This window comes from Pseudomonas sp. TYF_14, from assembly GCF_043105275.1.
GTDB classification, from domain to species: Bacteria; Pseudomonadota; Gammaproteobacteria; order Pseudomonadales; family Pseudomonadaceae; genus Aquipseudomonas; species Aquipseudomonas alloputida.
Map to the genome: position 1 here is coordinate 67268 of NZ_JBICLK010000016.1, position 12567 is coordinate 79834.

12 protein-coding genes are annotated in these 12567 nt (G+C 61.6%); 11 read left to right on the forward strand and 1 reads right to left on the reverse strand.

Features of this window, described 5'->3' with window-relative positions; all coding sequences use genetic code 11:
- Positions 1-9: 9 nt before the first annotated feature.
- The 8 genes from ACF8O8_RS04675 to ACF8O8_RS04710 all read left to right on the forward strand — a co-directional run bounded on the left by ACF8O8_RS04675 (position 10) and on the right by ACF8O8_RS04710 (position 7019).
- On the forward strand, positions 10-1404 hold the full coding sequence (locus ACF8O8_RS04675; RefSeq protein WP_010951821.1) for an ethanolamine ammonia-lyase subunit EutB: 1395 nt from the start codon (positions 10-12) through the stop codon (positions 1402-1404).
- A gap of 8 nt (positions 1405-1412) precedes the next feature.
- Entirely contained in the window at positions 1413-2231 is an 819-nt protein-coding gene (gene eutC / locus ACF8O8_RS04680) for an ethanolamine ammonia-lyase subunit EutC (protein ID WP_392509315.1), read from the forward strand.
- Positions 2232-2338: 107 nt separating this feature from the next.
- Positions 2339-2797 (forward strand): GNAT family N-acetyltransferase, encoded by a 459-nt coding sequence (locus tag ACF8O8_RS04685; protein ID WP_012051075.1) that lies wholly within the window; start codon positions 2339-2341, stop codon positions 2795-2797.
- A 235-nt stretch (positions 2798-3032) separates the two neighbouring features.
- The gene (locus ACF8O8_RS04690) at positions 3033-3680 is read left to right on the forward strand and encodes a DedA family protein (protein ID WP_003255361.1); all 648 of its coding nucleotides are present in this window, start codon (positions 3033-3035) and stop codon (positions 3678-3680) included.
- 20 nt (positions 3681-3700) lie between these two features.
- Entirely contained in the window at positions 3701-4516 is an 816-nt protein-coding gene (locus ACF8O8_RS04695; protein ID WP_010951819.1) for a zinc-dependent peptidase, read from the forward strand.
- A 92-nt stretch (positions 4517-4608) separates the two neighbouring features.
- A complete protein-coding gene (gene ppa, locus ACF8O8_RS04700; RefSeq protein WP_003255365.1) occupies positions 4609-5136 on the forward strand; it encodes an inorganic diphosphatase in 528 nt (175 codons plus the stop codon).
- A 182-nt stretch (positions 5137-5318) separates the two neighbouring features.
- Positions 5319-6020 carry an XRE family transcriptional regulator gene (locus tag ACF8O8_RS04705; RefSeq protein ID WP_049587189.1) on the forward strand — a complete coding sequence of 234 codons (702 nt, stop codon included), beginning with the start codon at positions 5319-5321 and terminating at the stop codon, positions 6018-6020.
- A gap of 528 nt (positions 6021-6548) precedes the next feature.
- On the forward strand, positions 6549-7019 hold the full coding sequence (locus tag ACF8O8_RS04710; RefSeq protein WP_392509316.1) for a hemerythrin domain-containing protein: 471 nt from the start codon (positions 6549-6551) through the stop codon (positions 7017-7019).
- Positions 7020-7180: 161 nt separating this feature from the next.
- Here ACF8O8_RS04710 and ACF8O8_RS04715 read toward each other — a convergent pair whose 3' ends face one another.
- Positions 7181-9358: a TonB-dependent siderophore receptor gene (locus ACF8O8_RS04715; protein ID WP_392509317.1), complete on the reverse strand. Its 2178-nt coding sequence runs from the start codon at positions 9356-9358 to the stop codon at positions 7181-7183.
- A gap of 181 nt (positions 9359-9539) precedes the next feature.
- Here ACF8O8_RS04715 and ACF8O8_RS04720 point away from each other — a divergent pair, with 181 nt between their 5' ends.
- The 3 genes from ACF8O8_RS04720 to ACF8O8_RS04730 all read left to right on the forward strand — a co-directional run bounded on the left by ACF8O8_RS04720 (position 9540) and on the right by ACF8O8_RS04730 (position 12554).
- Entirely contained in the window at positions 9540-10232 is a 693-nt protein-coding gene (locus tag ACF8O8_RS04720) for a response regulator transcription factor (protein ID WP_010951815.1), read from the forward strand.
- On the forward strand, positions 10232-11560 hold the full coding sequence (locus tag ACF8O8_RS04725) for a histidine kinase sensor domain-containing protein (RefSeq protein ID WP_392509318.1): 1329 nt from the start codon (positions 10232-10234) through the stop codon (positions 11558-11560). The genes ACF8O8_RS04720 and ACF8O8_RS04725 overlap by 1 nt, the downstream gene beginning before the upstream one ends.
- A 100-nt stretch (positions 11561-11660) precedes the next feature.
- Positions 11661-12554: an alpha/beta hydrolase gene (locus ACF8O8_RS04730; RefSeq protein ID WP_010951813.1), complete on the forward strand. Its 894-nt coding sequence runs from the start codon at positions 11661-11663 to the stop codon at positions 12552-12554.
- The last annotated feature ends 13 nt before the right edge of the window (positions 12555-12567 follow it).

The window sequence follows — 12567 nt, forward strand, 5'->3', positions numbered from 1 at the left end:
AGATTCTGTATGGCAAGTTTCGTACACACGGTCGGCCATCTGGTCTACCGCTTCGACAGCCTCAAGGAAGTGATGGCCAAGGCCAGCCCGGCACGCTCCGGGGACTGCCTGGCAGGCGTGGCGGCCAGCAACGACGCCGAGCGCGTCGCCGCGCAGATGGCGTTGGCCAACATTCCGCTAACGCACTTTCTCAATGAAGCACTGATCCCTTACGAAGCAGATGAAGTTACCCGCCTGATCATCGACACCCACGATGCCCAGGCCTTCGCCCCGGTCAGCCACCTGACCGTGGGTGGCCTGCGTGACTGGCTGCTGAGCGAGGAAGCCAACGAAGACAGCCTGCGCGCCCTGGCGCCCGGGTTGACCCCGGAAATGGCCGCTGCCGTGTCGAAGATCATGCGCGTGCAGGACCTGGTGCTGGTGGCGCAGAAAATCCGCGTGGTCACCCGGTTCCGCGGCACCATGGGCCTGCGCGGGCGCCTGTCGACCCGGCTGCAACCCAACCACCCGACAGACGAACCGGCCGGTATTGCCGCCAGCATTCTCGACGGCTTGCTGTACGGCAACGGCGACGCCATGATCGGCATTAACCCGGCCACCGACAGCATCGCTTCGATCTGCGCCCTGCTGGAAATGCTCGACGCCATCATCCAGCGCTACGACATCCCCACCCAGTCCTGCGTGCTGACCCACGTCACCACCTCGATCGAAGCGATTAACCGCGGCGTGCCACTGGACCTGGTGTTCCAGTCCATCGCCGGCACTGAGGCGGCCAACGCCGGCTTCGGCATCAACCTGAACGTGTTGCAGGAAGGCTACGAAGCAGGGCTGTCGCTGAAACGTGGCACCCTCGGGCAGAACCTGATGTATTTCGAAACCGGCCAGGGCAGTGCGCTCTCGGCCAACGCCCACCACGGCGTCGACCAGCAGACCTGCGAAACCCGCGCCTATGCCGTGGCTCGTCACTTCAAGCCGTTCCTGGTCAACACCGTGGTCGGTTTCATTGGCCCGGAATACCTGTACAACGGCAAGCAGATCATCCGCGCCGGCCTCGAAGACCATTTCTGCGGCAAACTGCTGGGCGTGCCGATGGGTTGCGATATCTGCTACACCAACCATGCCGAAGCCGATCAGGACGACATGGACACCTTGCTGACGCTGCTGGGGGTGGCCGGCATCAACTTCATCATGGGCATCCCCGGCTCCGACGACATCATGCTCAACTACCAGACCACCTCGTTCCATGACGCGTTGTACGCGCGCCAGACCCTGGGCCTGAAGCCCGGGCCGGAATTCGAGGCATGGCTGGCCCGCACCGGTATCTTCACCCAGGCCGATGGCCGGGTGCGCTTCGGTGACAACCTGCCGCCGGCCTTCCGCCAGGCCTTGGCACAGCTTGCATAGGGATGACCATGGACCACCGCACGCCTACCCCCGACAACCCTTGGCTGGCCCTGCGCAACCTGACCCCGGCGCGCATCGCCCTGGGTCGCACCGGCACCAGCCTGCCGACCGGGGCGCAGCTGGACTTCCAGTTCGCCCATGCCCAGGCACGAGATGCCGTGCACCTGGCTTTCGACCACGCCGGCCTGGCCAGCCAGCTGAGTGACCGCGGGCGCGAAAGCCTGGTGTTGCACAGCGCTGCCAGCGACCGCCACCATTACCTGCAGCGCCCGGACCTTGGCCGGCGGCTGAACGAAGACTCGATTACGACCCTTCGCCAGCACGCCCAGGCCAACCCCGGGGGCGTCGACCTGGCCATCGTGGTGGCTGACGGCCTCTCGGCACTGGCCGTGCATCGCCACACACTGCCGTTCCTGACCCGCTTCGACGAACAGGCTGCCGCCGACGGCTGGACCTGCGCCCCGGTGGTGCTGGTGCAGCAGGGCCGCGTGGCAGTGGCCGATGAGGTCGGCGAGCTGCTGGGCGCCCGGATGACGGTGATGCTGATCGGCGAGCGCCCGGGGCTGAGCTCGCCCGACAGCCTTGGCCTGTATTTCACTTACGCACCCAAGGTCGGCCTGACCGATGCCTACCGCAACTGCATTTCCAATATCCGCCTGGAGGGGCTGAGCTATGGCATGGCGGCGCACCGCCTGTTGTACTTGATGCGCGAAGCCTGCCGGCGCCAGCTTTCCGGGGTGAATCTAAAGGACGAAGCCGAGGTCCATAGCCTGGAGAATGAAGACAGCGCCAACCAGAAAGGTAACTTCCTGCTCGGCAAAGGGTAAAAAATCTGTCACGGAAGGCGGATTGCACTCGTACCGTGCATTGGGCAGCATGCCCTTGAACGCTGCTGGCATTCCGCTGTTTCCCAAATGGACTCTGAGGGCCGCACATGCGCATCATCAAAGCAACCCTGGAACACCTCGACCTGCTCACCCCGTTGTTCGTCAAATACCGTGAGTTCTACGGGCAACTGCCCTACCCCGACAGCTCGCGCAGCTTTCTGGAAAAGCGCCTGAAGCGGGACGAATCGGTGATTTACCTGGCACTTCCGGATGATGACGACAGCAAACTGCTGGGCTTTTGCCAGCTGTACCCGAGCTACTCGTCGCTGTCGTTGAAGCGGGTATGGATTCTCAACGATATCTATGTGGCCGAGGACTCCCGGCGCATGCTGGTCGCCGACCATTTGATCCGCGAGGCGAAGAAAATGGCCAAAGAGACCAATGCTGTGCGCATGCGCGTGTCGACCAGCGCGAACAATGAAGTGGCGCACAAGACCTACGAATCCATCGGGTTTCGTGAGGATACCGAGTTCAAGAGCTACATCCTGCCAATCAGCCAGGATTGACCGGCACCGACCGCTTCGCGGGCACGCCCGCTTCCACAAGCAAGGTCGTTATCCTTGTGGGAGCGGGCGTGCCCGCGAAGCGGTTGGTAAAGGAATACCCCCTCTACCGTAACCCCCCGCTACAAACTCTCCGGGCATGTTCCTGACTTAGCCGTATAATGGCTCACCTGTCATGTGTGAAAATTTACCCTCCCCCCGGTAACCAAGCCTACGCCCAAGAACACAGGTGCTGTACATGGATTTCAACCCGCTGGACCTTATCCTGCATCTCGATGCCTACCTCGATCTGCTGGTCACCAATTACGGTCCCTGGATCTACGCCATCCTGTTCACCGTGATCTTCTGCGAAACCGGCCTGGTAGTGATGCCATTCCTGCCGGGCGACTCGTTGCTGTTCATCGCCGGCGCCGTTGCGGCGGGTGGCGGCATGGACCCGGTACTGCTGGCCGGCCTGCTGATGGCCGCTGCAATCCTGGGCGACAGCACCAATTACGTGATAGGCCGAACAGCCGGCGAGCGCTTGTTCAACAACCCCAACTCCAAGATCTTCCGCCGCGACTACCTGCAACGTACCCACGATTTCTATGAACGCCATGGCGGCAAGACCGTGACCATGGCGCGCTTCCTGCCCATCTTGCGCACCTTCGCACCGTTCGTCGCGGGCATTGCCCACATGCACTACCCACGCTTCCTCGGCTTCAGCGTTGCCGGTTCGCTGCTTTGGGTCGGCGGCCTGGTCACCTTGGGCTACTTCTTCGGCAACGTGCCATTCATCAAGCAGCACCTGTCGCTGATGGTGGTGGGCATCATCATCCTGTCGCTGGTGCCGATGATTCTCGGCTTGCTGCGTGGGCGCCTGGGCCGTACGGCCAAGGCTCACTGAACAGGTAAAGAACGAACGGCATGTGGTCATTCAGCGCCTGGCGGCGCAAGCGTACTCTGGCGCGTTACCCGATCACGCCACAGCAATGGCAGGCCGTACGCGAGCGGCTGCCAATGCTGGACGGCATCAGCGACGCTGAAGACCGCTGGCTGCGCGAAGCCTGCATCCTGTTCCTGCTCGACAAGCACCTCACCTGCCTGCCCGGTGTCGAGCTGGACGACGAGCAGCGCCTAATGCTGGCCGCCCAGGCACAGTTACCGCTGCTTCACCTGGGTGAGCTGAACTGGTACCAAGGCTTCCACGAAATCATCCTGTACCCCGACGACTTCAAGAGCCCCCAGCGCCACCGCGATGCCAGTGGCGTGGAGCATGTGTGGGACGGCGAACACAGCGGCGAAGCCTGGCAACAGGGGCCGATCATCCTGGCCTGGAACGGCGTGCAGGCCAGTGGTGGCTGGGAGGCTTACAACCTGGTCATCCATGAGCTGGCGCACAAGCTCGACATGCTCAACGGCGATGCCAACGGCCTGCCACCGCTGCACAGCGGCATGCCCGTTGATGAGTGGGCGAGCGCCATGCAGCAGGCGTACGACGACCTCAACCAGCAACTGGACGCCAACCCCGACGCCGAAACTGCCATCGACCCCTATGCTGCGGAAAACCCGGCAGAGTTCTTTGCCGTTACCAGCGAGTACTTCTTTAGTGCCCCTGACCTGCTTCATCAGGCTTATCCAAAGGTCTACCACCAGTTGTCGCTGTTCTACCGGCAAGACCCGCTGGCGCGCCTGTGCCGGCTGCAGGCGGAACACCCCGAGTACCGCGAAAGCCACGCCTGACGGGCCCGCACATCAGGCCAAGCGTGGCGTGCCCCGGCAGAATGTGCCTATAATCGCCGCCACTTTTTGGTCAAACACGGGGGCACTGCCCAATGAGCTACAGCAAGATTCCGGCGGGCAAAGACCTGCCGAACGACATCTACGTCGCCATCGAGATCCCGGCCAACCACGCGCCGATCAAATACGAAATCGACAAGGACAGCGACACGCTGTTCGTCGACCGTTTCATGGCTACCCCAATGTTCTACCCAGCCAACTATGGCTTCATCCCGAACACCCTGGCTGACGACGGTGACCCGCTGGACGTGCTGGTGGTTACCCCTTACCCAGTGGCCCCAGGCTCGGTTATCCGCGCCCGTCCGGTTGGCGTGCTGAACATGACCGACGACGGTGGCGGCGACGCCAAGGTCATCGCTGTTCCTCACGACAAGCTGTCGCAGCTGTACGTTGACGTCAAGGAATACACCGACCTGCCAGCCCTGCTGATCCAGCAGATCGAGCACTTCTTTGCCAACTACAAAGATCTCGAGAAGGGCAAGTGGGTCAAGATCGAAGGCTGGGAAGGCGCCGACGCCGCCCGTGCCGCGATCACCAAATCGGTCGCTGCCTACAAGGGCTGATTTCGACTGCAGGGAAACCCCGCTTTGGCGGGGTTTTTCATGCCTGAATGGAACGCGCTCACTGCTGGGAACAAATCCTACACAGTCCTACACCAGCATCCTACAAACAGCCTCTTTTCGTACAAATCCCGTCAACACCCGGTTCATTTCCTTACTGGCAACCCGCCGCTACACTCGCCGCCATGAACACTTCCGGCGACCGCCTCAGAGCCCTGCTCCACGAATGTGGCCTGACCCCTTCCGATTTCGCCGCCCAGCGCAGCGTCACAGCACAGCACGTCAACAACTGGTTCAAACGCGGTGTGCCTTTGGCCCGACTGGACGAACTGGCCGATCTGTTCTGTGTGCACCGGCGTTGGCTGCGCACCGGTGAAGGCCCCAAACACCCCAATCCACTCCTGCGCAACGGCCGTCCACGGCCAGCGCCCGCCAACCCGCTTACCCCGCTGTCGGAACATCGTGGCCGGGTATTGAAGGTGCCCTACTACGAAGTGCGCAACGGCTTGCTGTCGCCGGTGGGCAGCAAGCACCTGCGCTTGCCGGCAAAAGCCCTGAAGGGCTTGGGTGTGCAAGCCGGCAACGCAATCTGCCTGGCAATGCCGGCCAGCAACATGCTCCCGCTGATTCCGCTGCAAGCTACCCTGGCCATCGACCTGGGCATGACCCAGGTGGTCGAGGGCGAAACCTATGCCCTGCTGCAAAACGGCATGCTCAGGGTAAACAACCTCAGTCTTGGCCCGCACGACACCCTGTACCTGCACAGCCATGACCGGCGCAACTACACGGTCGAACGCTACACCGCTGCTCAGCGTCAGGCGCAGGGCCTGGAAATTCTTGGCTGGGTGTTCCACTGGTCACATTTCCGCCAGCAGCGGCCCAGTTGAAGCACTCTGGGCAATTTTTTGCTGGGCATCCTGCGCCCGCCCTTGTATGCTACGCCGCACATTAAGCCCCGACCGGCGCGAGCCGCGTTCCAGAGGGCTCGGCGATATCCCACACGGGCATCTGCCATCTCTTTCAGGCCCTTGATGGCCACACAGTTAAGGCGATTGCGGCTTACCATAAATTAGTCGGAAGCGTCCCCGAGAAGCCGGCCACAAGCCGGCTTTTTAATTTGGCAATGCCCCGTCCTGCATAAGGTTGACACCTCCCGTTGTGCTCAGCCCCCCCCCCCCGCTGTTCACGTTCAGCCCGCAAGCGATTCTGGGGTGTCGGCTTCTTCTCGTCGCGCATATAGAAATCAAGTTGATATTTCGAAATCTTCCAATGGAGGTTTTTTTCTGAAGGTGAGCGTTTCGCGCCAGACTATAATAAAACGATCAGATGTGCGCTGACACGTGCGGCCATCCTTGGAGATTGCTTATTACTTATATTTAATCTGTAACGGTTTGATGTAGTGATGAGGACTTAGCATGAACGCCTTATTGAAAGAGCTGCACGCCTATCATCATGAGGTGGCTACCAAAATTACTCAGATCAAAGAATTACTGGAGAGGATAAGACACGGCTCTGCGGGTGCCGATGACTGCAAGCTGTTGTTTAAGCAACTGGAAGCCTTGCATGGTGATGCAGAGCGGCACCACCATGAAAATGAAGATCTTATTCGGCTGGCCTTGCTGACAACCGACGCACCGATTCACCAACGGGTCATGGCCATTGAGCAAGATCATAAAGCCTTCACGCGAATTGCAGGGCAGCTCAAGATGTTGGAGCAGTCAACGCAAGAGGCCAGAGTAATTGCCGACACGATCGAAGACTTCATCAAGAAATATTATGACCATATGGATGCCGAGGAGAATATTTTCTTTCCGGTAGCAGACAAGTGGTTGTCAGACACCCAATGGCAAGAAATAAAGCATCAATGGCACTCGGAGACTTCTTGAATTAAAACCAAGCGCCTGATTAACACTTACTCTCACAACTTTATTGCACTGATACCCGATAGTGCAGATACACTTCTAGATTTCTCATGATTCAGCATCAAGGCCGCGCCCTTTGCAGGCACGGCCTTGTGTCGCGGTGCACCTAGCGGCAACAGACCCCGTCAGAAGTCATACCGCGCTCCAACCATCATGCTGCGCGACGGCCCGTAGAAGTTGAACGTGGAGGTCGAGCCCACCCGCGACAGGTAATCCCGGTCGAACAGGTTATTGACGTTGAAGGTGGCGGTCAGCTTCGAAGTCACCGGGTACGACAGCATCGCGTCCACCGTCGCGTAGCCCGGCGCGTCGATACGCACGCCGCCGTTTTCGGAGTAGAAGTTGCTCATCGCGGAAATTCCGCCACCAATCGCCAGGCCGGTCAGCGGCCCTTGGCTGATGGTGTACTTGCTCCAAAGCGAAGCCTGGTTGCGCGGCATGATGAAGAACGTGGTTTCGGCGTCACCCTTGACGGTTTCGGTCTCCATCCAGGTGTAACCGGCCAGCAGTTCCCAATTCGGCGTCAGCTTGCCGCTCACTTCCACTTCCGCGCCCTTCACGCGGGTCTTGCCGGATGCAACGGAATCGGTAGTGGCCACACCATCGGCATCGTACAGGGTGGTAGCGCGGTTCTTGTCGGTCAGGCGGAACACCGAGAAGCGCGTATTCAAATCGCCGCCAAAGTAGCTGCTCTTGAGGCCGAACTCGTACTGCTCGCCTTCACGCGGTTTCAACACCCGGCCACTGCTGTCGGTGTCGGATTGAGGCTTGAAAACCTGCGAGTAGCTAGCGTACAGCGCGTGGTTCTCGGTCAAGTCATAGACCAGGCCCCCGTACGGGGTGAAGTGGCCGTCCACACGCTTGCTGTCATTGGTCGTAGCACCGCTGCTCAGGGTGGTGGTGTAGAAATCACCGCGGTACCAACTGAAACGGCCACCGGCAATCAGCGCAAGTCGCTCGATCGGGCGGAAGGTGACCTTGGAATAAAGGCCGTATTCCTCTTCCTGCATGCCGGTCTCGGTACTGTAGTTGGGCGACGGTTTGGCGAACTGTTTAGGCGAGTAGGTGTTGACGTTGATGGCGCCCAGGTTGGTGGTGCCGTTGAGATACTCGGTGTCGTAGTTCTTGTAGTCGCTGCCCACCACGAACTCGCTGACCTGGCCGAAGGTTTCGAACGGCTGGCTGTAACTGGCGTCCAGCGAGTAGGTGTCTTGAGTGAAATCACGGGCGCTGGCGCGCTCGGAGTTGGCGCCTGTGGTGGCATTGGTTGCAGTGAAGGCGTACAGGTAGTTGGTGTCGCGGTGCGAGCCACGGGCCGCGACACGGCCGTAACCACCATTGTCGAAGCGGTGGGTCAGCTCGGCGACCAGGTCGGTGGTCTTGCCGTCGAAGTAGTTCCAGTCGGCGCCCAGGAAACGCGAATGGCTGAAGTCGGGCACCTCGCCGGACAACGTGGCCGGGTAGCCGTTGTGCGGGGTGATGTTCTTCACTTCGTGCATCAGGCCGAACGACAGCGTAGTGGCGTCGTCCAGGTCGATATCCAGCGCACCGTAATAGCTGTTGCTGGTGTTGGCGTTGTAGTCCACTTCGCCATTGGTGTCGTCACGGGATGCAATGAAGCGCCCGCGCACGCGACCGGCGGCGTCCAGCGGGCCGCTCAGGTCGATTTCTTCATGGTTGGTGTCCCAGGTGCCGTAGCTGCCTTCGATGTGGCCCTGAAACTCGGCGGTCGGGCGCTTGCGTACCATGTTGACGATACCGCCCAGTTCGCTGGTGCTGCTGAACAACCCGGCCGGGCCGCGCATGATTTCGACACGGTCGAACGCGGCCAGCGACGGTACGGTGCCAAAGATGCTGGCCATGGGGGCCGGCAGGCCATCGATGTTGAATTCGCTGTACTCGTAGCCACGGGCGTAGATCGACGAACGGCCGCTGTCGTTGGTCAGGGTGCGCAGGCCGGCGGTGTACTTGGCCAGGTCATCCAGATGTACGAACTGGCGATCCTTGACGTAGTCCTGGGTGTAGACGGTGATCGACTGCGGGATGTCCTTGAGCGCTGCCGGCGTCTTGGTGCCCACGGTAGCGGCATCGACGCTGTAACCGCTGGTTTCCTCCGAAGGCAGCATGTCGTACAGGCGGTTGCCTTCGATGGTCAATGCAGGCAGATCAAGCGAGTTGTCTTCAGCCGCCGCCTGGGCCGCTACCGTTTCGGCCACTGCCGATAAAGAAAACGGTGCCAGCAACCCCAGCGCCAGCCATCCCCGAACCCGTTGCAAGCTGCCCACACTTTTGAAACCGGTCATGACACACCCTTCGCCCAAATGATATTGAATCGCAAACGAAACAAGTTGCTTTTTGCGAACGATACCGGAGCGAAAACCAGGGTGCAGCAGGATTAACCTTCTTAACACATCAAGGCGTTGCCCTTTCCCTGCAGCCAGTGGGATGATTCGCAACTGATAAAAGTTCTCATCAAGGCTCGCCGTGCCCACCTCACTTCTCCTTGCCGAAGACGACCCACGCCTGCTTCAGGACCTGGACCGCCATTTCCGCAACCGCGGTTTCCTGGTGCACGCCTGCGCCAGCGGCACCCAGGCCCTGAATGCCATACAGCAATCTCAGTTCGAACTGGTGCTGCTGGACATCATGCTGCCAGGCATCGACGGCCTCAGCCTGCTCGACGCCCTGCGCCGCCAGCAGGCAGTGCCGGTCATGCTGATGTCGGCACTAGGGGCCGAGCAGGACCGCATCAGCGGCTTCACCCGTGGTGCAGACGACTACCTGCCCAAGCCCTTCAGCCTGGCGGAGCTGGACGCACGGGTGGATGCCTTGCTGCGTCGCGTGGCATTCGATCGTGGTACGGCGCTGCGTGCCGACGTGGGGGAGGTGATGCTGGACCACGACCGCCAGGACGTTATCCACAACGGCAACGCCGCTGGCCTTACCGCTTCCGAATTCCGCTTGCTGGTCACGCTGCTGGCCCACCCCGACGAAGCGTTGAGCAAGCCCTTCCTGTACCAGACCGTGCTGCACAGGGCCTATACCCGACTGGACCGAGGCCTGGATGTGCATGTGTGCAACCTGCGCCGCAAACTGGCCGACATCAATGCCCAGCACCTGCAGATCCAGGCCGTGCGTGGCCAAGGGTACATCCTGGTCGACACGGAGCAGGCCTGATGCGTCGCCACCCGTTGCTGTGGAAACTGGCCTTGCTGCAAGTCAGCTTCTGCCTGTTGCTGATCTGGCTCATCTGGACCTGGGGCCTTTCGGTGGAACGCAGTACCTATTTTCTGTCCCAGGCTGACCAGGACTACCTGGCGCGTTATGCTCAACAGGCCGAACAGGCGTGGGAGCAGGACGGCGCAGCCGGCACCGAGGCCTGGCGCAAGCATGTGGCACGGGCCGAGGACACCTGGGTGGCCGTGATAGGTCCACACCTTCAGAGCCTTGGCACCACGCCGCTGAGCGCCGAGGAAGCCAGCCACCTGACATTCATGCGCAAGCTCGACTGGCCGATGAGCCGGCGCCTGCAGGATGAACTGCCCTACGTCAGCATCGAATTTCCGCAACACCCCGAGCATGGCCGCCTGGTGCTGCAACTGCCCGAACGGCTGCTACCGACAGGCCTGACACCCTGGACCCATGTGGTCACGCATGGCGTTGCCCCCGCACTGCTGGCCCTGCTGCTAGGCCTTGCGCTATACCGGCATCTTGTCGTGCCGCTGAACCGCCTGCGCGACCGCGCCGACGCCCTGCGGGCCGATGATCTGGACAGCCCCGCCCTGCCCCTGCAGGAGCGGCGTGATGAGCTGGGTGAGCTGGCTCAGGCCTTCGAGCACATGGCCGGGCGCCTGCGCCAGAGCCTTGAGCAACAGCGCCTGCTGTTGCGCACGCTGTCTCACGAATTGCGCACGCCGCTGGCGCGGCTGCGCATCGCCCATGACAGCGACTTGCCACCGCCGCAGCTGCGCGAGCGCCTGGACCGTGAGGTGGCCGACATGCAGAAGCTGCTGGAAAACACCCTCGACCTGGCGTGGATGGACACCGAACAACCCAGCCTGTCGACCGAGCCGGTATTGGTGCTTTCCGTGTGGGAAGCCTTGTGCGAGGACGTCTGTTTCGAAAGCGGCTGGGACCGTGCGCGCCTGCCGTGCTCACTTGGCACCGACTGCCTGGTGCAGGCCCATCTGGACAGCCTGGCCCAGGCCCTGGAAAACCTGTTGCGCAATGCCATTCGCCACTCGTCGACCGAAGGCCGGGTCAGCCTTGATGGCTGGCGTGAGGGCGCATGCTGGCACCTGCGCCTGAGCGACCAAGGGCCAGGCGTACCGGATACCGACCTTGAGCGCATTTTCAAGCCCTACCAGCGCCTGGCCGAGAGTGGCGCAGGCTTCGGCCTGGGCCTTGCTATCGCCCGTCGCGCCATCGAACTGCAAGGCGGCCGGTTGTGGGCCAGCAATGGGCACCCGGGCCTGTGCCTGCACATGACCTTGCCTGCGGCCTGAGACTGTTTAGAAAGTTAATGCGCTTTACGCTTGATAGGGACTGGTTATCATCTGGGCGCTCAAGCCTTGCGCTCCATGCAAAGCCCTGACGAGACGCCTGATGAGCAAGAAGAACCTGATGCTGGCCTTGGCACTTGCCCTGGCGGCCCCTCTTGTCCTGGCCCAGCCCGAGCATGACCAGAAGATGGACACGTCGGTGTTACAGCGCCAGGACCTGGCCTATCACTTCACCCAGCTTGATCTGGACTCGGCCGATGGCCTGCGTCACTACCGCCTGTGGGTTGGCAAGCCGAATCGTCCAGCGCCAGCATCGGGGTACCCGGTGCTGTGGATGCTCGATGGGAATGCTGCGCTGGGGACGCTGGATCAGCAGCAACTGGACAGGCTCGCCGTGGGCCAGGCGCCCCTGCTGGTGGCGGTGGGTTACCGGACCGAACTGCGCATCGACAGGGCCGGCCGCACGCTGGACTACACCCCGGCGCTGCCGGAGCAGGTGCAGCAGCGTGATCCGCTGACCGGCCAGCCCAGCGGCGGGGTCGATGCGTTCCTGAAGCTTCTGACCGGGCGCATGCGCACGATGGTGTCGGCTGTGGCGCCGATCGACCCGCAACGACAGACGCTGTGGGGGCACTCCTATGGTGGCCTGGCCGTGCTTCACGCACTGTTTACCCGCCCCGGCGCATTCAGCCTTTACGCTGCTGCCAGCCCGTCACTGTGGTGGCGCGATGGTGTGATTGTCCGCGAGGCGCAAGGGCTTCCCTCACGCCTTGGCGAGGCGCGCCCGCATCTGTTGCTGATGCGCGGCGGGCAGGAGCCCGCCAGCCCGCATGGTTCGCCGCACGAGAACGACGAGTTGCCTGCGCGCCAACTGGCGGCAGATCTGGCCGCGATCAAGGGCCTCGACGTGCGCTTTGAGCGCTTCGAGGGTCTGGGGCATGGGCCCATGCTGGGCGCCTCCCTGCGCAGGGTGATCGAAGGCATGTCTGGCCAGTGATCAGCCCTGCCCC

Bases quoted from the DNA above. Each gene is read 5' to 3' on its own strand.
- ACF8O8_RS04675 (WP_010951821.1), top strand. From the start codon at position 10: ATGGCAAGTTTCGTACACACGGTCGGCCATCTGGTCTACCGCTTCGAC.
- ACF8O8_RS04710 (WP_392509316.1), top strand. From the start codon at position 6,549: ATGAACGCCTTATTGAAAGAGCTGCACGCCTATCATCATGAGGTGGCT.
- ACF8O8_RS04725 (WP_392509318.1), top strand. From the start codon at position 10,232: ATGCGTCGCCACCCGTTGCTGTGGAAACTGGCCTTGCTGCAAGTCAGC.
- ACF8O8_RS04690 (WP_003255361.1), top strand. From the start codon at position 3,033: ATGGATTTCAACCCGCTGGACCTTATCCTGCATCTCGATGCCTACCTC.
- ACF8O8_RS04705 (WP_049587189.1), top strand. From the start codon at position 5,319: ATGAACACTTCCGGCGACCGCCTCAGAGCCCTGCTCCACGAATGTGGC.
- eutC (WP_392509315.1), top strand. From the start codon at position 1,413: ATGGACCACCGCACGCCTACCCCCGACAACCCTTGGCTGGCCCTGCGC.
- ACF8O8_RS04695 (WP_010951819.1), top strand. From the start codon at position 3,701: ATGTGGTCATTCAGCGCCTGGCGGCGCAAGCGTACTCTGGCGCGTTAC.
- ACF8O8_RS04715 (WP_392509317.1), bottom strand. From the start codon at position 9,358: ATGACCGGTTTCAAAAGTGTGGGCAGCTTGCAACGGGTTCGGGGATGG.
- ACF8O8_RS04730 (WP_010951813.1), top strand. From the start codon at position 11,661: ATGAGCAAGAAGAACCTGATGCTGGCCTTGGCACTTGCCCTGGCGGCC.
- ppa (WP_003255365.1), top strand. From the start codon at position 4,609: ATGAGCTACAGCAAGATTCCGGCGGGCAAAGACCTGCCGAACGACATC.
- ACF8O8_RS04685 (WP_012051075.1), top strand. From the start codon at position 2,339: ATGCGCATCATCAAAGCAACCCTGGAACACCTCGACCTGCTCACCCCG.